14 protein-coding genes are annotated in these 22,756 nt (G+C 40.6%); 9 read left to right on the top strand and 5 right to left on the bottom strand.

Features of this window, described 5'->3' with window-relative positions; all coding sequences use genetic code 11:
* Positions 1-128: 128 nt before the first annotated feature.
* The 4 genes from IM793_RS02620 to IM793_RS02605 are packed head-to-tail and all read right to left on the bottom strand — an operon-like array spanning position 129 to position 7,906.
* A complete protein-coding gene (locus tag IM793_RS02620; RefSeq protein ID WP_193419614.1) occupies positions 129-2,069 on the bottom strand; it encodes a glycoside hydrolase family 97 protein in 1,941 nt (646 codons plus the stop codon).
* A 30-nt stretch (positions 2,070-2,099) separates the two neighbouring features.
* The gene (locus tag IM793_RS02615) at positions 2,100-4,541 is read right to left on the bottom strand and encodes a beta-L-arabinofuranosidase domain-containing protein (RefSeq protein WP_227256112.1); all 2,442 of its coding nucleotides are present in this window, start codon (positions 4,539-4,541) and stop codon (positions 2,100-2,102) included.
* Positions 4,538-7,012, bottom strand: a complete 2,475-nt coding sequence (locus IM793_RS02610) for a glycoside hydrolase N-terminal domain-containing protein (protein WP_227256111.1) — start codon at positions 7,010-7,012, stop codon at positions 4,538-4,540. The genes IM793_RS02615 and IM793_RS02610 overlap by 4 nt, the downstream gene beginning before the upstream one ends.
* 18 nt (positions 7,013-7,030) lie before the next feature.
* Positions 7,031-7,906 carry an esterase family protein gene (locus IM793_RS02605; RefSeq protein ID WP_193419612.1) on the bottom strand — a complete coding sequence of 292 codons (876 nt, stop codon included), beginning with the start codon at positions 7,904-7,906 and terminating at the stop codon, positions 7,031-7,033.
* 277 nt (positions 7,907-8,183) lie between these two features.
* Between IM793_RS02605 and IM793_RS02600 the strand changes: the two genes are divergently transcribed.
* The 3 genes from IM793_RS02600 (at position 8,184) to IM793_RS02590 (ending at position 11,324) form a co-directional block, all read left to right on the top strand.
* Positions 8,184-8,333 (top strand): hypothetical protein, encoded by a 150-nt coding sequence (locus IM793_RS02600; RefSeq protein WP_193419611.1) that lies wholly within the window; start codon positions 8,184-8,186, stop codon positions 8,331-8,333.
* Between the two features lie 51 nt (positions 8,334-8,384).
* Positions 8,385-9,569 carry a mannonate dehydratase gene (gene uxuA, locus IM793_RS02595; RefSeq protein WP_193419610.1) on the top strand — a complete coding sequence of 395 codons (1,185 nt, stop codon included), beginning with the start codon at positions 8,385-8,387 and terminating at the stop codon, positions 9,567-9,569.
* Between the two features lie 90 nt (positions 9,570-9,659).
* Positions 9,660-11,324, top strand: coding sequence for a glycoside hydrolase family 43 protein (locus tag IM793_RS02590; protein ID WP_193419609.1), 1,665 nt, complete (start codon positions 9,660-9,662; stop codon positions 11,322-11,324).
* 613 nt (positions 11,325-11,937) lie between these two features.
* Here IM793_RS02590 and IM793_RS02585 read toward each other — a convergent pair.
* On the bottom strand, positions 11,938-13,038 hold the full coding sequence (locus IM793_RS02585) for a glycoside hydrolase family 43 protein (RefSeq protein ID WP_193419608.1): 1,101 nt from the start codon (positions 13,036-13,038) through the stop codon (positions 11,938-11,940).
* 601 nt (positions 13,039-13,639) lie between these two features.
* Between IM793_RS02585 and IM793_RS02580 the strand changes: the two genes are divergently transcribed.
* The 6 genes from IM793_RS02580 to IM793_RS02555 all read left to right on the top strand — a co-directional run bounded on the left by IM793_RS02580 (position 13,640) and on the right by IM793_RS02555 (position 22,694).
* Positions 13,640-14,569, top strand: coding sequence for a sialate O-acetylesterase (locus tag IM793_RS02580; protein ID WP_193419607.1), 930 nt, complete (start codon positions 13,640-13,642; stop codon positions 14,567-14,569).
* A gap of 9 nt (positions 14,570-14,578) precedes the next feature.
* Complete coding sequence (locus tag IM793_RS02575; RefSeq protein WP_193419606.1) at positions 14,579-15,952, top strand: glycoside hydrolase family 43 protein; 1,374 nt, start codon at positions 14,579-14,581, stop codon at positions 15,950-15,952.
* A 143-nt stretch (positions 15,953-16,095) separates the two neighbouring features.
* Positions 16,096-17,475, top strand: coding sequence for a glycoside hydrolase family 43 protein (locus tag IM793_RS02570; RefSeq protein ID WP_227256110.1), 1,380 nt, complete (start codon positions 16,096-16,098; stop codon positions 17,473-17,475).
* Positions 17,476-18,326: 851 nt separating this feature from the next.
* Positions 18,327-20,279, top strand: a complete 1,953-nt coding sequence (locus IM793_RS02565; protein WP_193419605.1) for a glycoside hydrolase family 97 protein — start codon at positions 18,327-18,329, stop codon at positions 20,277-20,279.
* A 533-nt stretch (positions 20,280-20,812) separates the two neighbouring features.
* Positions 20,813-22,093 (top strand): OmpA family protein, encoded by a 1,281-nt coding sequence (locus tag IM793_RS02560; protein ID WP_193419604.1) that lies wholly within the window; start codon positions 20,813-20,815, stop codon positions 22,091-22,093.
* 19 nt (positions 22,094-22,112) lie between these two features.
* On the top strand, positions 22,113-22,694 hold the full coding sequence (locus IM793_RS02555) for an outer membrane beta-barrel protein (RefSeq protein WP_193419603.1): 582 nt from the start codon (positions 22,113-22,115) through the stop codon (positions 22,692-22,694).
* The last annotated feature ends 62 nt before the right edge of the window (positions 22,695-22,756 follow it).

Below are 22,756 nucleotides of genomic sequence, written 5' to 3'. Positions count from 1 at the left end.
CAGGTCTCATTCCTAAAAAAAATATGAATGAGACCTCAAAAATACACTGATAATCAATTATTTACAGGAATGTTATTATAATAAACGAAGCAATCTCACTAGGACGATAATAAGTTTCCAGTCGCTAATTAATCTTCAAAAACCAGCACAAAACCATCATTCCCTTTTAAGCTTAAATCCAATTTCCCATCAGAGCCTACTGTTATTTCCTTAGATTTTAAATTAACCTCATCAGATCCTTCTGAAAAAATCAACTTCGCTTTTTTATTCGCCAGGAAAGCTAAATTGAGCGATAAGTCTCTTTGTTTACTTTCGCCATTAATACCAGAAACATACCATTTTTTGCCGCTTCTTCTGGCTACGATATAAAATTGACCTGGGTAACCGTCAATAAACCGGGTATCATCCCAGTTGTTTGGCAATTCCATGAGGAAGGTTTTAACAAAATCCGGAACATGAGACATACCGGAAGGTGTTTCTGCAAAATGCTGGATGCCGGAAAGGAAAACAACGGAAGTAGCCAGTTCAAAAGCGGACGTAGTCACCCGTTTTACTCCAGGAATTTTATACAATACCATTGGCGTAAAATCCATTGGATCGAATACATTTCGCACCATTGCGCTCATCACGGAATGTGAAGGGGCCTTATTTGCTGCATCCTGGCCAAAGGAAATCATTTCGTATCCAAATACTGCCTCAGTGGTCATCAAATTAGGATAGGTTCTTTGCAATCCCCTTGGCAGCGTGGCGCCGTGAAAATTAACCAGTAATTGGTAACTGGCGGCGTCTTCCAAAATATCCCGATAATAATTGATCATCGACAGTCCATCTCCGGCAAAAAAATCTATTTTTACGCCTTTTATCCCCATTTCTTTTAAACGGGCAAATTCCTGAACCCTGCTTTGATGAGTTAACAGTTTATCTCTGGGCGTAAATTTTACCGTATTCCACTTTCCGGCAGAATTGTACCAAAGCAGCAGTCCAACATGTTTTTCCTTTGCATATTTGGCAAGCACAGCAATAGAGTCGTACCCGATGGTTTTATCCCAGTTAGCATCGATTAAACTGTATTGCCAGTTCATGCTGGCCGCATAATCAACATATTTTTTCTGTACGGGATAGATCGTTGCCGCATCTTTTTCCAGCACCCAACTCCATGCGGCCTTTCCAGGCTGAATAAATGCTTTATCCATTGCTAGAGCTGGCTGGGCAAGATCAGTTCCCAGGGTAGATTCAGAAATCGTTTTTAAATCGCCAATGGCCATAATTCTCCAGGGCGTTTTCCATGGCAAAGCCGATTCAGGCAGTATAGCAGCACCCGGAATACCTTCGGCTGGCTGAGGGAAATTAACCTTATACTCATTATCAACCGAGTTTTGAGCAAGAGATGTTCCGCAGTAGCCTCGCCCCAGATCTGCTTCGGTGAGGAGCATCCAAACCTGACCTGATTTAAATAAAGCCGGATATACCCAGCCATTTGAACTGCTTGATGGCGTTCCCACCGGTATATCCATATTATAATGGGCCTCATAAGATGGATTAGTGTGTTCAAACCCCGTTTGTGCATCGGCTTTAGGTTGCATCCAGGCCCTGGTTCCAGCTAAAAAACGGAAACTGGTCGACTCTTTTGTTATTCGTTTTAAGTCTTTATTTTGTTCCGGAAACTCGTACCTGAATGCTATCCCATCGTTAGAAACATTAAAAATGATGTTCATACGGCTGCCTTTAGAGGTTTTAAATTCTAAAACTGCCTGGCTTGCTTTGTAGGAAATCGAACTTTTTTTGGCATTAACCATTGTATAGTCCTGCGTTACCAGAGTTGGTTTTGAAATTTTGATTAGGGTAAGCTCCTTTGAAAAATCGTCATCTTCCCGGATAAGGCCAAGCTTTGAATCAGCGAGTACCTGCTCACCATTGTAAGAAACTGTATAACTTAATTTTTTCGGACTACACACCAGCTCCAGTTTCTTATCAGGACTAAATATACGCTGCTGGTCTGTTTGTGCCACAGATGCCTTCGCCCCTATGACCAGGCTGATGAGCCCAATTAATATTTTCGTTATTTTCATGTTGAAGTAAATGTGCTGTTTGAGGAGTGGTTATTTATTACCGACATTCTTAAGCAGGCGTATATAATAAATTGCACTCGATGTATTTCCCTGCGAAGTCTGAATCCGAAGCCTGATATTTTTCTTTCCTGAAAGCAACTCGCGAGGTATTGCATATTCCTCAGTCTTGAATTCAGAAGTATTCCATTTCTCTGAATTATCTACGGTCAGCAGTTTTTTATCGTCAATGTAAATATCAAAAACTTTCTTTCCCCATTCGGCGCCCCAATACTTAAGCGAAATTTTAAGATCGGTTTCCCCTCTGGTTTCAAGCAGATAGCTAAAATATCCACCATTATTGGCTGAACGCCAGAACTGGTCTGCGAAAGTTCCGGTTTGGGAAGCGCTTTGGAGCAACTGGTGATCCACCTCTGGCTGTTGTTCTCCTGGCGCTACAAAATCTACCGTTCTTTTTTCAAGTAAAAGTTTTACTTTTTCCAAAGTCTGCAGGGAATCCAGATAGTTCTTGTACTGGCCCTGGCTCAGTGTCATCCAGTACATCATATACCTGGAATCGTGAATTTTATAAAATGGCTCAAGATCTAACTTGGCAGGATTAATGATTTTGAGGTTTGCAAAGCTGAATTCCATTGGCTTTCCTTTTTCAGGTACTACGCTGGAGATCACCTGTTCAGCGCCGTTTGCTATCAATATCGGTGCCTGATCAACAGGCAGCTTTTCACCACTGGCAATATGCCCCCAGCGGCTCTGATCCGCTACAAGTCCTTTCAAATCCTGAGTTCCGGTTTTCGCAGCAAGCAATATCGGCCCATGGAGTATTGCGCTGTAAACCTGCAGATTTGGCAATTGCTCCAGGCTGGTATGCATAGGCAATTCAATCTCCACAATATCTCCTTTCTTCCAGCTTCTTTTTATTCCAGCATAAGATGAGGCATCTGCATCGCTTTTTACTTCTTTATTATTGACGCGTATTTTTAGCTCCCCTGGTTTTACCCATGCCGGATATCTTACCATAAGGGTAAAGTCTGCATTCCCCTTTTCAATCTCGATTCTGGTTCTTTCAGCATCAGGAAAAGAAGTTTTTTGTACAAGTTTAATACCTTTTTTCTGCCAGTCAAGCTGCGAGGCTATAAATAAGTTTAGAAAAAGCGAATCTTTGCTGTGGGTATAAATTACCTGCCCAAGCTTACCATAATTCTCCATTCCACTCCCTACACAACACCACATGGCTTTGTTTGGGGCAGAATATACCCGATAATGCCTTGGCCGGGCAGGTGTAAAATAAACATAGCCACCGTGAACGGGATGTTGGGCAGACAAAATGTGGTTAAACAAAGCTTTTTCATAAAAGTCCATATATTTTCCAAACGGCTGATCACGGAAAAGTCCTTCAGAAAGCTTTAACATATTGTAGGTATTACAGCTTTCCGGCCCTTCTACATCATTGATAAAATCAGGCGCAGAAGCCGGGCTTGGAAAAAACTCTCTCCTGCTGTTTCCACCTAAAGCAAGTGTGCGGTTATGTGAAACGGTTTCCCAAAAAAAGAGACCGGCCTGCTTGTAATTATCTGCATGACTTAATTCGCCTATACGCTGAAAACCGATCGCTTTGGGCACCTGGGTATTTGCGTGTTTATTGTTCAGGTTATCTTCCCTGTGCGACATTGGATCAAGTAACTGATGATGAGAAAAACGCATAGCAGCATTCAAATACTTTTTATTTCCGGTAATCTGGTAAGCATCTGCAAGAACCTCATTCATCCCGCCTTGTTCGGTACCCAGCATGCTTTGCATTTGCTTGTCAGACAATTTAGATGTGATCTCAAGACTCCAGTCACAGAAACCTATAAACATTTTTTTAGCATCCTCATTAGCTGAATACAGCCAGGCGTCGCGCAGGCCTGCAAACATTTTATGAACGTTATACCAGGGAACCCAGGCTTTACTGAATGCTTTAAAATCACCTGTTTTGAAAGTTGACCAGATTTCAGCACTGTTAGGCACGCCTCCAACATATCCAATCGCCCAACCGGGATGATTTACGGCATTTGCAAGCTGACAAGCTTTGAGCTCTTTAATCATATAATCCAATCTTTTTTTACACTCCCCATCTCCTGTTGCAGCATAAGTTGTTGAAAGTGCAGAAAGATAATGACCTCCTACATGGCCATCCAAACCATCCCAGTTTTCATAGGAACTTTTTTTAGGTTTCAGACCAGCCTGCTTCAGGTAAGGCGCCAACAATCTGTCAACATCATATTCGAGCAGTGTTTTTAAATTCAGGTCCTGGGCATGTTTAAAGGGTCCATCTAAAAGCCGAACTGACTGAAGCGGGAATTCATTGGCATATAATCTATCCTGGCCATTTGCATTGGCAGTCCAGCTGATCATAAAACCCAAAAGATAAAAAATATGCTTTCTCGTTACGGCGTTCAGTTTTGGTTTACGAATCATAAATTGTGTTATAATCATTTTATTTTTTTATACAGGGTGTAGACTTTTCCTACATCTGTTTTAATATCATATAATTGGGTTTCAGGCAAATCAACAGATCCGCCAGGTGCCAGTTTGGAAACTATTGGTTTTGGCGTTTTTGTCATGAAGAAAAAAGGATTTTGATTCTCACCCATTGCATTTTTGGCTTCAAGTTTGGATAAATTTAATTCATTAGGCACCCTGATCCGTAAATTTCCGCCCAGGTCCGATTTAATCACCAGTTTAGTGATCATGCCATTTACCCATTCCAGTTTAACAATCTCAAATCCTCCCTTTGCCCGTAAACCACTAACATGTCCATTTGATTTCCAGACATCGGGCAGTGCAGGCAGAAGTTGAATGGCGCCATTATCTGATTGCATAAGCATCTCTGCTATACCGGAAGTGCATCCAAAATTGCCGTCAATCTGAAAAGGCGGATGCGCATCAAAAAGATTATTGTAAGTGCCGCCACCCGCCCGGTTTCCACCCACGGGCGTTAACTGGTTCTGAATAAGTTTGTACGCATGGTTTCCATCCAACAGTCTTGCCCACCAGTTCACTTTCCATCCCATGCTCCATCCTGTAGAAACATCGCCACGCTGGATCAGGGTCTTTTTGGCTGCTAAATACAATTCAGGGGTTTGGTATGGCGATATTTGAGCGGATGGAAATAAACCATATAAATGAGATACATGCCGGTGGTTATCTTTTGGATCGTCAATATCATCAATCCATTCCTGCAACTGGCCGTATTGCCCAACCTGCATTGGCGGGAGCTGGCTGCGCATTTTTTTCAAGGTATCTGCAAACGCTTTATCTTCACCGAGAATTTCTCCCGCACGAATGACGGTGCTAAAAACATCATATACAATTTGATTACTCATTGTGGTTCCTGCATCAAGCGAAGAGCCCTGATGTGCTGCAGGAGCATTTTCAGGCGACATATCCGGATTAATGACCAGATAGCCTCTTTTAGGATCTTTAACCAGGAAATCAACATAAAACATTGCCGCTCCTTTTAAGGTTGGATAGGCTAATTTAAGAAATGCCTGATCTCCGCTATAAAGATAATGCTCCCACAGATGCTGACTGGCCCAGCCTCCACCGTGATTCCATGTACCCCAAAATGCGCCGTCTACAGCGCCGGTAGCTCTCCAGATGTCGGTGTTGTGATGTGCCATCCATCCCCTGGCACCATACATATCATGAGCAGTTTGCTTTCCCGTTTCGCTCAGTTCTTTGACCATTTTCAAAAAAGGCTCATGCATTTCAGTAAGATTGGTTTTCTCTGCTGGCCAGTAATTCATTTCCGCGTTAATATTGATGGTGTATTTGCTGTCCCAGGCCGGATATAATTTATTATTCCATATGCCTTGCAGGTTAGCAGGCTGACCACCAGGCTGAGAACTCGAAATGAGCAGGTAACGTCCATATTGAAAATATAACGCTGCAAACTGCGGGTCGTTAACGGAATTGAAATTCTTAAGTCTGACATCAGTAGGCACATTTTCAAAATCCGCAGCGCCCAGGGATAAATCTACCCGATCAAAATATTTGTGATATTGTAATTGATGGGCTTTTAAAATTGTCTTAAATTTTTTCGGGAATGCACGGTTCAGCATTTCCCTGGCCTTTAACTTTTCATTCCCTCTAATATCTTTGTAATTGATAAAGTTTGTGGCAATAGATAAATAAATAGTTACCGCGTTAGCATTTTCGACAACAATTGTACGCTCCGTGCTGGAGATTTTACCACCAATGTGCTTAAATGCAGCGATCCCATTGAAACGGACAAGGCCAGGCACGCCTTCATGTGCAGTTGAGGTTCCGGTAATTTCAATTTGCCCCGGCACTTGTGTGTTGATTTTTGCAGAAGGCTGCAGGGAAGATAATGAAGATGTAAAACTTAGCGCACCTGGTTTACTTGAGCGAAGCTCTATCGCAATTACACCATTGGCCAGTGAGGCCAGAACACGCCTGGTATAAACAACATCTTTTACCTTATAACTGGTGGTGGTTACCGCATTACTGATATCCAGCTCGCGGTAAAAGTCTGTGTAGGCTTCATGGCCGGCAAAATCCAGGTGTAAATCTGCAACGGGTTGAAAAATCTGCCCCTGAGACTTTTTGCTGATAATAACTTTATTGGAGAGCAATTCTGCCTGCTTTTGTTTACCCTGAAAAATAAGCGCTCTAATGCGGGCCAGCGAATCTAAGGCTAAAGGATTATCATTTCTGTTGGGGCTACCACTCCATAGGGTATGCTCATTTAACTGAATAATTTCATTAACAACATTTCCGTAAACCATTGCGCCAAGCCGCCCGTTACCAACCGGTAATGCGTTCTCCCAAATTTGTCCAGACGGGCTATTATACCATAATTTTAATTTTGGTTTTGGTTTTTGCCGGGCAGCACCTGAGAAAACAACATGGATGAAGAGCAGCAGTAGCACAAAGTTTTTCATGGAGAAGAACATCAGGCGTTAAGGGTTGAGACTATAATTTTGGAAAGAAGCCTGATCAACAGGTTTAAATAACAACTGACTAAACAGGTACAGATCATTCTTCCATACTTTAAAATCGTGCACGCCTGGTTCGATATAATAAATATGTGGCACATTTTTATCTGCCAGATACTCATGGGTACGTTGAGAGAAGTTAAGCAATCGATCATTATCACCGCAAGAAATCCAAAGCAATTTAAGCATCGCTTTACCTTTTGCCGGATCTGGTAATAATTCTGCAGGCACCTTGGTGTTTGGAGCAGAAGAAAAGCCACCAACCCAGGCAAATGTATCTAAATTACCTAATCCAAAATTCAAGGACTGTCCCCCACCCATAGACAAGCCGGCAAGGGCACGGTGGTTTCTGTCTTTAAAAACATTATAATTTTTTTCCACGTATGGAATCAGATCCAGAAGCAAGTCCTTTTCAAAATTTGCAAAGGCGGCAACTTTTTCCGGAGCCATAATATTTCCCGTGGCACGGTCATCTTTCATCGCCCTGCCGTTTGGCATCACAACCAACATGGGTTCAAGCTTGCCCGAAGCATAGAGGTTGTCGAAGATCACCTGAGGTTTCCCACCATTCAGCCATTCCTTTTCATCCCCACCAATGCCATGGAGCAGGTATAAAACCGGATATTTTTTAGTTTTAAGATAACCTGGCGGGAAATAAATAGTGGCTTTTCTGGTTGTTCCGACCGTTTTTGACGCATATTGTATCGTATCTATTTTTCCGTGGGGGATTTCAGCCTGACTAAGGTCAAAACCTGCAGGAGCCACAGGAATCTGCTTTTGCGCGAAAACTGTAGTTTGAATAAAAATTAGTGTTGCTAAGATGGAGATTAATCTTTTCATTTTAATTGGTTAGAGTTGGTTGGCAGGATTAATTGATTAGCCGCCAGAAATTAATTATTACTACAAACTTAAGTGCATGCACCGCATGACGATGGAACCATTGATTATATTGATGGAAAAAATGTTCAAAAATACCATTGGGCGGAACAAATCATCATTTATTTAAAAATCTTTAATGAACTTAGGCTATAGATAATTTATAAAGAGACCGAACCAGAGCGCATTTCGAAAAATAATTGACCTTAAACTTCACTAAGCTAAGAAAAAATTAAAAGCTATGCAACGTTTTTGGCAATCGATTGCACGGCAGAAACTGCAGGCGAAATATCTTTTCTTTATAAGACCAGGAGCTAAAAAACCAAATATGAAACAGACCATTAAAAAAGAAATGGAAAATATTGCAGATCAACTTAAAAAAGCAAATTAGAAATATGATGATTTGCAATCAAAAGATACTTCAAAACAATACCGCTCTGCTATGAAAATGACTCAGACAATGCGCTGGTATGGCCCCGATGATATTGTTACGCTAGCCGATATTCTGCAGGCAGGCTGTACAGGAGTGGTAACTGCTTTACATCACATCGCCGTTGGCGAAATCTGGCCGGAGGAAGAAATATTAGCCCGTAAGGCGATTATTGAGTCCAGTGGACTAACCTGGGAGGTGGTCGAAAGTCTGCCGGTACATGAGGACATCAAAAAGAGGCAGGGCGAATATCAGTTATGGATTGAAAATTATAAAGTCAGCCTGAAAAATCTGGCAAACTGCGGAATCAAAGTAATCACCTACAATTTCATGCCGGTGTTAGACTGGATGCGGACCGATTTAAAATTTAAAACCCACACCGGCGCACTTGCTTTAAGATTTGAGAAAACCGCATTTATTGCTTTTGACCTTTATTTGTTAAACCGACCCGGAGCTGCCAATGACTATACACCCCAGGAATTGGAAGATGCCAAAAGCTTCTTTATTAAACTTAATCCACAAGAGCAGCGCACTTTGATGAGTAACTGCCTGCAGGGCCTTCCGGGAAGCAAAGATCATTTCACTAAAGATCAGGTGCTTACTTTACTGGAAGGATATAAAAACATTTCTGCAGAAATACTGAGCAATAATTTAATCAGTTTTTTGCAGGAAATAACCCCTACGGCTGATCAAAGCGGGCTACAGTTAGCCATTCATCCGGACGATCCTCCCTACCCGATTTTAGGTTTGCCAAGAATTATGAGTACGGAAGAGCATGCGCATAAAATATTAAAAGCTGTGCCTGCGCCGTCCAATGGAATTTGTTTTTGTAGCGGTTCTTTTGGTGCCCGGCCAGATAATGACCTAAAGGGAATGATTGAACGATTGGGAAACAAAATACATTTTCTACATCTGCGAAGCGTTCAACGAGAAGATAATGGCAATTTTTATGAAGCCAATCACCTGGAAGGAAATGCAGATATGAGTGCTTTGGTCACTGCAATCGTAAAACTCATGCGCGCCGGGAACAGATCCATCTATATGCGTCCTGATCATGGCCACCAAATGCTTGATGATCTGGATAAAAGCCCTTACCCCGGCTATTCTGCCATAGGAAGACTGAAAGGACTTGCCGAACTACGGGGACTCGAATTGGGGATCAGCGAAACTTTAAAAACCGAAAACTTACATCATTAAATACATGCAGCAATTTTTAGGTTGAGATTAAAAGTAAAAAAATCAATAAAAATCTTGACCATATTTTCTTCAATAGCCAAATATACAATTATGAAAAAACTCCTTTATTTATTCTTGCTCTGCTTCACCTCACAAGCATTTGCACAAATAAAATTTACAAATCCAATTCTTGCTGGTTTTTATCCAGATCCAAGTATCACTAAAGTAGGTACTGACTATTACCTGGTTAACTCTACTTTTTCCTATTTTCCGGGCATCCCTGTTTTTCACAGCAAGGATTTAAAAAACTGGAAACAGATTGGAAATGTAATTGAGCGAAATACGCAGATGACTTTTCTGGGCGATGGAACCTCGCGTGGTTTGTTCGCGCCTTCCATTAATTACCATAAAGGAACCTTTTATATGACTTGTACCAATATAGATAAGGGGGGAAATTTTGTCATGACCGCTAAAAATCCTGCAGGCCCATGGAGCGATCCGGTATGGCTTCGTGATGTAAAAGGGATTGATCCATCTTTATTCTTCGATCAAGATAAAGCCTATATCGTTTACAATAGTGATGCCCCGGACAATAAACCACTTTACAGTGGCCACCGCACCATCCGGACGTACGAATTCGATCCAGTAACGCTCAAAGTTAGCGGAGAAGAACATTTGCTTGTAAATGGTGGAGTGGATATTTCTAAAAAACCGGTATGGATTGAGGGACCACATATTTTTAAACGTGAAAATTGGTATTACATCTGCGCTGCTGAGGGTGGAACAAGTGTAAATCATTCCCAGGTTATCCTTAGAAGCAAATCAGCTACTGGTCCATATGTTCCTTACGAAAACAATCCAATCCTAACCCAACGGGATTTAGATCCAAACCGTCCGAATCCGATAACCTCTACAGGTCACGCAGAACTGGTAGAAGGACCTGATGGAAAAACTTACGCTATTTTTCTTGCCGTGCGTCCATACGAGGGAAATTTTTACAACACCGGAAGAGAAACCTTTATTGCACCGGTTAAATGGACAAATGGATGGCCTGTAATTAATCCTGATCTTAAGGAAGTTCAATATCAGTATTCAGCAGATTATAAAGAAATCAAGCAAGCAGGCGCGCCACCACAAAACGGAAACTTCTCTTACAGGACTACATTTGATAAAAAGTTAGACCAATCTTTACTTTTTTTAAGGAAAAACGACAGCTCATGGTATAGCTTAAGCAAGAAAAATGGGTTCACGATGAAACTTAAGCCTGAAACCGTTATGGAGAAAACCAATCCGGCGTTTCTTGGAAAACGTCAGCAGCACATGTTCTGTAAAGCCAGCACAGCGCTTCAATTCACTCCGAAATCCGAAAATGAAAAAGCAGGATTAATGATTTTCCAGGGAGAATTTAATTTTTACTTCATGTGCAAATCCATTAAAGAAAACAAAACGGTCATTCAGCTTTTTAAAGGCGATAAAAAGGCCGGAAATATGATATTAATTACTGAATTACCGCTTTCAAATCCATCGGCAGCTATACAACTGGAAATTGAAGCTAAGGGAGGTTTATATGATTTTAAATATAAACAAGGGAACGAAGGCTGGCTTACTTTAAAAAATGATGTTGACGGTAAATATTTAAGTACCCAGGCGGCCGGCGGATTTATTGGATCGCTGTTCGCCTTGTACGCAACGTCTTCCGGCCAGCAGAGCGATAATACCGCAAGTTTTAAGTGGCTGGATTATAGCGGTAACGATAAAATCTATCACTCAAAATAACAGGCGACACTAAGTCGTATAATCAGTTTAAATGCCCTGCTCTCCATCCGGTAGCTACCGGATGGAGAGCAGGGCATTTTTAATTGTCATCCTGAGAGGTAATTTATGGAATAAAATTAATATTAAAGACAGATCTTTTTGGCAAATGGTAGGCTGCGCTAGATCGTCATTCCCAACTCGATTGGGGATCGTAATGCAAGCACTTTAAGATTCCCGCATGCGCGGGAATGACGGCCGTGCTAGTGAAATCATGTCTATGGTAGAGGTAATTTATAGAATAAAATTAATATGAGAGACAGGAGAATTTAATGTTGTAGATCTCCCCGAGAAATCGTCATTGCGAGAAGGCTTTTTCAGCCGACGAAGCAATCTTACAACGATCGCTACCAGCGTGCGCATTAAGATTGCTTCGTTCCTCGCAATGACGATTTTTCTATTGCAACCTGTTTATGATAGCATAGTCGAAGTATCTTCAATAATACGATATAGAACATCTTGATAATCTTCAGGCTCAGCACGAGCTGAGCCTGAAGAGAAAAAATTCAGAAAACCTGGCTTTGTAATACCAGTGCTTCTTTTTTAGAAAGGTTTAACTTAATTCTTACTTGCTAACTTAATCCTTATTGGGCTTTATCAACTCAATTGTACCATCTTTAAGGTGATTAAGTTCAGTTACTTTCACGTTTCTTAAATGTGTTTTTCCAGAAAGTTGTGTATCATGATAAAAGATATACCACTTACCTTTGACTTCAACAATGGAATGATGAGTAGTCCAGCCCTCAACAGGAGTCATGAAAGTGCCCTGATATTTAAAAGGTCCCCATGGATTATCCGATATTGCCGATGCCAGAAAATGAGTGTCGCCTGTTGAATAAGTAAAATAATACTTCCCATTATATTTGTGCATCCAGGCGCCTTCAAAGAATCTACGGGCATGATCCTTGGTAAGAAGAGGTTTTCCTTGCTGATCTAAGATTACAACATCTCTTACTTTACCGTCAAAAGCAGTCATATCCTTGCTTAGTTTTACAACTTTTGCACTCAAAGCAGGTTCATTTTCCTTTTCAGAATCAGTTTTAGAACCATTCGGATCATATTTTCCGTCTTTCCAGCGTTGAAGCTGTCCGCCCCAGATCCCACCAAAATACATGTAGCTGCTGCCGTCAGTATCGGTAAAAACCGCAGGATCAATACTAAAACTGCCTTCAATTGGCTCTTTGGCTGCTTTGAATGGTCCAGCCGGATCCTTGGAAGTTGCTACCCCTATCCTGAAGACATCATTTTTATCCTTCACAGGAAAATAGAGATAGTATGTACCATTTTTATAGGCCGCATCAGGCGCCCATAATTGCCTGCCCGCCCATGGAATATCACTTACGGAGAGTGCGGTATCATGAATAGTCACCTTGCCACCTATACTGTCCATACTAAGAATCCGATAATCTTTCATATCAAAATGATCCCCGTTGTCATTTTCCTTTACGCCCGATTCTATATCGTGCGATGGATAGATGTAAATTTTACCATTGAAAACATGTGCAGAAGGATCTGCAGTATAAATTTCCTTCACCAATGGCTCAGAAAGGTAGTGTTTTGCTTTAGTTTTTGTAGCTTCATTTTTTTCTGAATGCTTGCTTCTTTCCTGGCACGAACTACCTAAAGCAGCAATTAGCGCAACGGCCAAAATAGACTGGCTTTTAATTTTTAGATTCATTATTATTCATTTTTGGTTATATACGGTTATAAAAAATTATTCCATTCAGGATGCGCGATGGTTTACATAAAGTAACCTCGAAATTGCCAACCCTAGTCCGGATGCACCACCAGTTACGATAGTAACTTTCATTGACACTGCTTCCATTTGCTTTAATTATTTTAATATTCTAATTATGTATTGTTTTCCTGATCACAAACTTATTATTGATGAAAAGCAATTCTCAATCTTTCGAAATGCAACATTTCATCTTTAATGTTCATTTATTTGGTTAAAATTTTGCCGCAATTTTTCGGATAAAACAGATTCGAAAACTATAGATAGGCAAAGGATAAAACTATGTTAAAAGAAGAATTTAGTATGGAAACTTTGAATAATATGATAGCAGAAATGTTGATTATAAATTTAAAAAACAGGTATAGCGCCCACTTTTTTCAATGCTTTAGCTTATAATCTTTTATTTAAACTGGCTGAATTAATTTATTGCAGCTATCAGACTGGCCTTTAATTTTGCCCATTTGAGCATTTTTTATGATGAAAAATGCTATTCACAATCTGCAGCGTTTAATATTTTAGCTCAGGTTAAACGATGGAAATTAATATGAAACAAATCATCACAAAAGGACTAAAATATTCGACAATAACGATAGCCACCAACCTGAATAACGTTGCGCTGAAATTAATCAAACCTAAAGCCTGCAGCAAACCATTAGGAATTGCCTTGTTGCTTGCATTTTTGTGGTGCACTAGCGCAAAATCATACGCTCAGAACCCTAAATTATATGTTTTCCTGAGCTTCGGTCAATCTAATATGGAAGGAAATGCGCCTTTCGAACCTCAGGATACAACAGTAAATAACAGATTCAGCGTTCTGCAGGCAGTTGACTGTCCGGAGTTAGGTAGAACAAAAGGAAATTGGTACACAGCTAAACCACCTTTGTGCCGGTGCAAAACCGGTTTAACGCCAATGGACTATTTCGGAAGAACCCTATTGGATTCACTTCCCAAAGATGTGCGCATCGGGATTATTAATGTAGCAGTTGGTGGTTGCAAAATTGAGTTATTTGATAAAAACAATTACCAAACCTATACTGCAACTGCGCCAGAATGGATGAAGTCGGCTTTAAACGAATATGGCGGAAACCCGTACGGCCGTTTAGTGGAGTTAGCCAAAATTGCACAGCAATCCGGCGTTATCAAAGGTATTATGATGCACCAGGGAGAATCCAACACCGGCGATCAGGAATGGCCAAAAAAAGTGAAGGCAGTTTATGAGAATCTAATCAGAGATTTGAATTTAAATCCGGCATCCACGCCACTCCTTGCCGGCGAGGTAGTTAATGCGGATCAGGGAGGGATATGCGCATCAATGAATAAAATTATTGCAACCTTGCCAGAAACAATTCCTAATGCACACATCATATCATCAGCTGGCTGTACCGATGCGGCAGATAATCTGCATTTCAATGCACAGGGCTACCGCATGCTTGGCGAGCGTTATGCTAAAACCATGCTTTCCCTATTAAAATAACATCAAAAAATGCAGAAAAAAACATTTGGAATATCACTTTTGACGGGCCTGCTGTCAGTATCGGCAAGTTTCGCCCAGAACCCGATCGTTCAGACCTATTATACGGCTGATCCGGCACCAATGGTACACAATGGAACCGTTTATCTATACACTTCACATGATGAAGATGTTACGGTGAAAAACTTTTTCACCATGAACGATTGGCGGTGTTATTCTTCAAAGGATATGGTTAACTGGACTGATCATGGAGCCATTTTATCCTATAAAGCTTTTAGCTGGTCGCGCGGTGACGCATGGGCAGGCCAGTGCATATTCAGGGATGGAAAATTCTACTACTACTTACCCGTTAACCAAAAAAATGGCGGGAACGCCATTGGTGTTGCAATTTCAGACACGCCTACAGCAGGCTTTAAAGATGCAATAGGCAAGCCATTGCTTTCAGGCTTTGGCTACATTGATCCAACTGTTTTTATCGATGATGACGGGCAGGCCTACCTGTATTGGGGCAATCCCCAATTATATTATGTAAAACTGAATAAGGATATGATCTCTTATGATGAAAAAGTTGGCATTGTGAAAGTGCCGCTAAACAAGGAAGGATTTAGTGCCAGAAAAAAAGATCCCGATAAAAGACCATCAGAATACGAGGAAGGACCATGGTTCTTTAAGCGAAAAAGCAAATATTACCTGCTCTATCCGGCCGGTGGCGTTCCTGAACATTTGGCATATTCTACCAGTAAAGGTCCAACAGGCCCCTGGATATATGGAGATACCATTATGAAAGTGATTGAAGATCGTGGTGCATTCACCAACCACCCCGGCTATATCGATTTCAAAGGTCAGTCTTATCTATTTTATCATGACGGGGATTTACCTGGTGGCGGAGGCTTCAAACGTTCGGTTTGTATCGAACCATTCAGTTTTAACCCAGATGGATCCATTCCGAGAATTAACCGCACAAAATCAGGTGTACTCAAAAGCGCCTCAAACTTAGATCCTTTTACCCATGTTGAAGCCGAAACCATAGCCTGGTCAGAAGGTGTAAAAACCGCCAAAGATAGCCTAGCAGGGGCCATTTATGTATCCAATATTGACAATGGTGATTACATCAAAATCCGCAGTGTAGATTTTGGCAAAGGCGCTACAAAGTTTGAAGCAACCGTAGCCTCTCTATCCTCAAAAGGAAATATAGAACTTCGGGCAGACAGTTTAAACGGCAAGCTACTGGGAAAACTGGAAGTAAAATCAACCAAAAATACTCAGGATTGGAAAGCCCAGCTTTGTAAAATAAACCAGATTACCGGTGTACACGACCTGTATTTGGTATTTAAAGGTGAAGGCAACAACCTCTTTAATTTTGACTCCTGGCGTTTGATCCGCTAATAGCAGGTCATTTAATTACCTCAGGTTCCAGCGCTGCGGAGCTCACATTAAGATGTTTAACTGCGGTTTCTTGATCAGGAGCTAAGCAAATTAAATGGAATGATGGATAGAAAAATCCACATCAGCCCTTAAAATAAAACCAAATGGAAATAACACCTATAAAAATGGTAAAGAAATTCAGAATAGGCGCAAGCTTACTTTTAAGTTTCATAACGCTGGGTACTTTAGCCCAAAATCCTATTATACAGACTAAATTTACGGCCGATCCTGCACCAATGGTATATAAAGATACCGTATACCTGTACACCTCCCATGATGAAGATAATGCGGGTCCAGGAATGGGTAAATTCCTGATGAAGGATTGGCTTCTTTATACTTCAACAGACATGGTAAACTGGACAGACCACGGCGCTGTCGCATCTCTGAAAAACTTCGCCTGGGGAAAGCAGGATAACGGAGCCTGGGCACCGCAATGTATTGAGCGTAATGGAAAATTCTACCTGTATTGTCCGGTACAGGGAAGTGGCATTGGTGTCCTGGTAGCAGACAGTCCTTATGGACCATTCAAAGACCCTATAGGAAAAAGGCTTATTGATGATGACCATCTGTGGAATGATATTGATCCCACTGTGTTTATTGATGATGACGGACAAGCCTATCTATATTGGGGCAATCCAAACCTTTGGTATGTAAAGTTAAATAAGGACATGATTTCGTATTCTGGGGAAATCGTTAAAGTAAAAGATGTAGGTAAAGAAAAAGGGCAAACCAAAGTTGATACTTACCATTACCAGGAAGGCCCGTGGACTTATAAACGTAATGACCATTATTATCTCGCCTATGCCTCTACTTGTTGCCCGGAAGGGATTGCTTACGCGATGAGCAAAAATGCAACCGGTTCCTGGGACTATAAGGGTTACCTGATGAAACCAAATGAAAAATCTTCAGGAAATCACCCCGGAATTATTGATTATAAGGGTAAATCATATTTGTTTGGTTTTAATTTCCGGTTAAATTTTATGATCACCGATAAACACCATGAAAGGCGCTCAGTTTGTGTGGAAGAACTCAGCTACAACCCGGATGGCACCATCCAGGAGTTGCCATGGTGGTCGGAAACCGGAGTGAAACAAGTCGGTAATTTGAGTCCTTTCAAACGTACCGAAGCTGAAACAATAAACTGGGCAGAAGGCATTAAAGCAGAAAAAGACGCTGTAAACGGGCGTATTTTCACCACCAATAAACAGGAAGGTGCCTTCATCAAAATTAAAGGTGTCGATTTTAAAAGTGGTGCTAAAAAGTTCGAAGCCAGTTTAACTTCCCTTACCGGCGGAGGAAAGCTGGAAATCAGGATTGATGATCAAAATGGCAGGTTAATCGGAACACTTCCGGTAAAAAGTAAAGATATTACATGGGAAACAATCTCCTGTACGCTTAATCAGGTAAAGGGAGAGCACGACCTATTCCTGGTATTTAAAGAGGGGATATTCAGTTTAGACTGGTGGAAGATGATAAAAAAGTAAATCCGGATTGATAAAACTTTTGGTTGTGGGGCCTTTGAGTTAAATGCTAATTTCTAATTGTTTTATTCCATTTTAATCATTCCAGAGATTTAACTATCCAAAATTGTTTTAAAGTCATAAAAACGGAAAATTGCTTAATCTAATCCTATTCAGTTAATTATTTTAGAGCCTGTTTAAAAATTAAATAAAATTAATTCGCATGTCAGTCTGAGGGTTAATTTTAATTGTTTAACATAAATATGAGTGACAGAGGGTTCTATTGCTATGTTCTGGCGAGGAATCGTCATTGCGAGAAGGCTTTTTCAGCCGACGAAGCAATCTTACAACGATCGCTAACAGCGTGCGCTTTAAGATTATTCATTTTTGCAGTTGTTTTTAAAGGTATTCATGAGCTCACTTCGTTCGGTTATCTTCGTGCCTCGCAATGACGACCTTTCTTTATAAGATCTGTCAATGGTAGCATAGTCGAAGACCATTTCAACGCATTAATAAAGCAATCAGTTACGCTCAACGTGACAGCAAAATACTGTGTGATATTTGCTGAAAAAATTTAAACATTCTCTAAGTTCTTTTCAATCACCTCAAAGTCGTCAAGCTAAATATTTGGCTTCAACTTACCCAGGACTTAAGTTTTTCAACAAATTGCTAATGTTTGATTGGAAACATCACACTGGCTTTGTTCCACCACTGGTACAGACGAAAAAGATTATGTAAAAAAATTATAAACGTTACCATAACATTTAAAAATATTACCTAATTTTCATTTTCGAAAACTGATCAGATAAATCTAACCCAAATAAGTTTATTCCATTGTGATGAATATTCCAAAATTACTCCACAAATCTTTAGCTATGAATTATTTTAAAGGCATTTTACTGGTAATGGCATTGGTTGCCAGCCACGTGTTATCTTTTGCCCAGGACCTGAACGTTACAAGTCCAGATCAGAAATTGATGGTTAAACTTTATTTAAACGAGGGTAAACTTTATTACAATGTAGTATTACAGGGAAAAGAAATGATTGAGCGCTCTCCTCTGGGGCTTCGCGGAAGCCAGATGGATTTATCGTCTGGTCTCAAGCTAACCGGTAAACAATCACGAAAAATCGATGAGCGTTACAATGAACCAAAAATCAAGATCAGTAGTGTAAACTACCAGGCAAATGAGCTCATCTGCAAGTTTGAGAATGCCAAAAAGAACCAGATTGAAGTAGTATTCCGCGTGAGCAATAACGACATTGCCTTTAGATATCAGGTTCCTCAGACCGGTGAAGCCGCAAGCTTTGTCATTGAAGAAGAATTGAGCGGATACAAATTTCCGGCAAATACCACTACATTTTTAAGCCCGCAGGCTACCCCCATGATTGGCTGGATGAAAACCAAGCCTAGCTATGAAGAAGAATATAACCGCGATCAGGCCATGGGTGTTCCTTCAAAATATGGCATAGGTTATACTTTTCCCGCTCTTTTTCATTTGGGGAATGATGGCTGGGTATTACTCTCAGAAACTGGCGTAAATTCACTATACTGTGGTTCCAGACTAAGCGAAGGCACTAAAGATGGAAATTATAAAATTGCTTTCCCGGAGAAGGGAGAAAATAATGGCATCGGGAGTGCAAATCCAACGATATCATTACCCGGCAATACGCCCTGGCGTACCATTACTGTCGGACGTACACTTAAACCGATTGTTGAAACTACTGTTCCATTCGATGTTGTAGCGCCACAGTATGCCGCATCGAAGAATTATACCTTTGGCCGGTCTACCTGGAGCTGGCTGTTATGGCAAGATGAAAGTATTAATTTCGAGGATCAGAAAAAGTTTATTGATCTTTCTGCGGCAATGGGTTATGAGTTTGTACTGATTGATAACTGGTGGGATACCAAGATCGGACGGAAAAAAATCGAGGAACTGGTTGCCTACGGAAAAGAGAAAAAAGTTGGTATTTCCTTATGGTATAACTCTAATGGTTTTTGGAACGATGCCCCACAAGGACCTAAATATAAAATGAATACAGCCTCGGCGAGGAAACAGGAAATGGCGTGGATGCAGCAGATTGGTGTGAAAGGAATTAAGGTAGATTTCTTTGGTGGCGACAAACAGGAAACCATGAAACTTTATGAAGATATTTTATCTGACGCCAACACTTTTGGCTTAACGGTAATCTTTCATGGCTGCACAGTGCCTAGAGGTTGGGAAAGAATGTATCCAAATTATGTTGGAAGTGAGGCGGTATTGGCATCAGAGAACCTGATATTTACCCAACATGCAAATGACACCGAAGCCATCAATGCCAGCCTTCATCCCTTTATCCGAAATACCATAGGCGCAATGGATTTCGGACCAGTTCTTTTAAATAAGCGCCATAACAAGAAAAATGACGGAGGAACAATTAGAAAAACAACAGAAACTTTCCAATTGGCAACCGCTATTCTTTTCCAGAATCCAGTGCAGAATTTTGGTATCACCCCAAATAACCTCAGCGATGTTGCGCCTCATGTGATCGATTTTATGAAAAATGTGCCCACAACCTGGGATAATACTGTTTTTCTTGATGGATATCCCGGAAAATATTGTGTATTGGCACGCCGCCATGGCGATACCTGGTATATTACAGCTATAAATGCGGAAACTACGGAGAAAACAATAGACATTTCGCTGCCAATGTTATCTGGTGCTGAAATTACCTTATACTCTGATGCCGACGACCGTTCACCTCAAATAAAACAGCTGAAATTAAATAAGGCAAAACAATTGAAAGTAAAACTTTTACCAGGCGGAGCAAATGTAATCGTGGCAAAATAAAATAGCTCCACAGGAGGGCATGGAATAGAATGGCCGTCATCTCCGGAGCAACGCGGAGTGGAGAGATCTTTGGACTATTTATTGAAATCATATTTAAAAGATTTTGCTTCGCAGAGTCTTCGGGTTCTCCACTACGGTCGAAATGACACCCCTTGAATATCTGTCATCAACCCTCAAATGTATTTGAAAATTCTAACCTCAATAACAGATATCTAAGCAATGTCGTCATTTCTAGCATGAAAGATTGTTTCCCTAAAATCCAGGGCGGGCTGGCGGCTGAAAAAGCCTTCAGCCATGACGATTTCTTTACGCTGATTCTCCAACACACTTGCTTAATTAATTTCTGGCAGGATTGACTCAACTTATTCAAATTTTATTCTCCAAATAATTTATAGCGAAACCTAACATATACGCTATTAATTCTTCATCGGATTTCAAAAAATTTAACTCTTTTAGGAGTGGTTTTTTATGTAACAAACCTGGAACATTTGTATACCAAGGCTGTTATTCATCCAACAAAAAAATAAAACAAGATGAATAATAATTTTACAAAATCTACGATGTTGATCGCTTTAGTAAGCCTATCAACTCAACTGTTTGCCCAGGAAACGCCAACAACTTCAGAAAGATTCGGCAAACAATCTTTAAGAACATGGAGTGTTGGTGCTCATGGAGGTATACTAAGCCAGAATACATTTTTGGGTGGCGGGAGTGTTAAAGCCAGAGAATTTAAAAGTATTGGATATGGTGCCTTTATCAAAAAGCAAATTTTGCCAGCATTAGGATTACAGGCAGATTTTCTTCGTGGAGAGATCAGAACCTTAAATAATACCAGCACGATTGAGCAAGTAAATAGTATCAACTGGTCTGGCTCCCTAACAGCAGTATTAAATGTTGCCAACTTTAGTCTAAATACACAAAATGCGGTACTGATCCCTTACGTTAAAGCGGGTGCCGGATACATGTCATCAGATTCAAAATTAGCTAACATTGATGTGTTTACCGAAAGAGAAGGATGGTATATCCCAACAGGAGTTGGATTTAAATTGGGCGTAGCCAAAGGAATCAATATTGATTTAGGTTACGATATTAATTTCATCAAATCCTCTCCTACAGTTAAAAATGCATACCACGAAAGCAGGTTCTCTTATGCGCACGCAGGACTGGAATTTGCACTTGGAAACAAAGAAAATTCTCAATTACAAAACTACAGTGCGGTTGCAGACCTGAGAAAACAAAGTGCTGAAGAAAGTGCCGAATTAAGAAGAGCATTATCTACAGCAGAGCAAAACGCCGCCAGAGATCGGGAACAATATGCCAAAGATTTAGGTGATGATGACAATGATGGTGTGGCAAACAAATTTGATAAATGCCCGGGAACTACAGCAGGAACAGTTGTAGATGGATCAGGCTGTCCGATATCAGTTACCAAAACCGTGATTAAAGAAACGACTGTTGTAACCGAAGCTGACCGCAAAATTGTAAGAGATGCGATTTCAAATCTTGAATTTGATTTAGGTAAATCAACCATTCGTGCCAAATCTTATACCACATTAAACCGTGTTGCAGCATTGTTAATCGAGAAAAACTTCAGCCTGAAGTTAGCCGGTCATACCGACAATACAGGTGGAAGAGCATTAAACCTGCGCTTGTCTAAAGAAAGAGCTGAATCGGTAAAAACGTATTTGGTTTCACAAGGTGTAAATGCATCCAGAGTAGAGGCAACAGGTTATGGACCAGATCAACCTATATCTACTAATAAAACTGCGGCAGGTCGTCAGGAAAACCGTCGCGTAGAATTCACATTATATTAATCTTTATAAATTATCTATCATGAAAAAATTTTTAGCAACAGTAATTATTTCTGCAACTACTATTCTTGCAGCAAATGCGCAGATTCAAAAAGGCAACGTAATGGTTGGGGGAAACCTAACCAACATTAACCTTGGATTGGATGATCCAAAAATATTTAGTGTAGACATCACCCCAAAAGCAGCCTGGTTTATTCAGGATAATGTTGCAGTGGGAGGTTATGTAAATTTCGGTTTAAAAACGGCCAAAAACACAAATACAACCACCAGTTATGGGGTAGGTGCATTGGGCCGTTATTATACTGGAAAAGACGTTGAAGTTCTACGCCATGGCCGTTTATTTGCTGAAGCTACTGTTGGTATTGGTGGAGTTAATGTAAGTAATGGTGGAGATAATACAAACGGATTAAACTTAAGCGTTGGTCCGGGTTTTGCCTATTTCATTACACCAAATATTGGTCTTGAGACATTGTTAAAATACAACGGTCTGGTTGGTTTTGGGAGCTCAACAACCCAGAGTAACCTGAACCTGTCTTTTGGATTTCAGATCTATTTGCCAGGACAAAGAATGGCTAACAAAGTTAAAAGAGATATCACCAATTAAATCTACAAGTACAGAAGCTGCTTTCGGATGGAAAGCAGCTTCTTTTTTAAAGGACTAAATTA

It is taken from the genome of Pedobacter sp. MR2016-19, assembly GCF_014947265.1.
GTDB lineage: Bacteria > Bacteroidota > Bacteroidia > Sphingobacteriales > Sphingobacteriaceae > Pedobacter.
The sequence above is the reverse complement of the archived record's forward strand: the minus strand, read 5'-3'. Positions and strand labels throughout refer to the sequence as shown.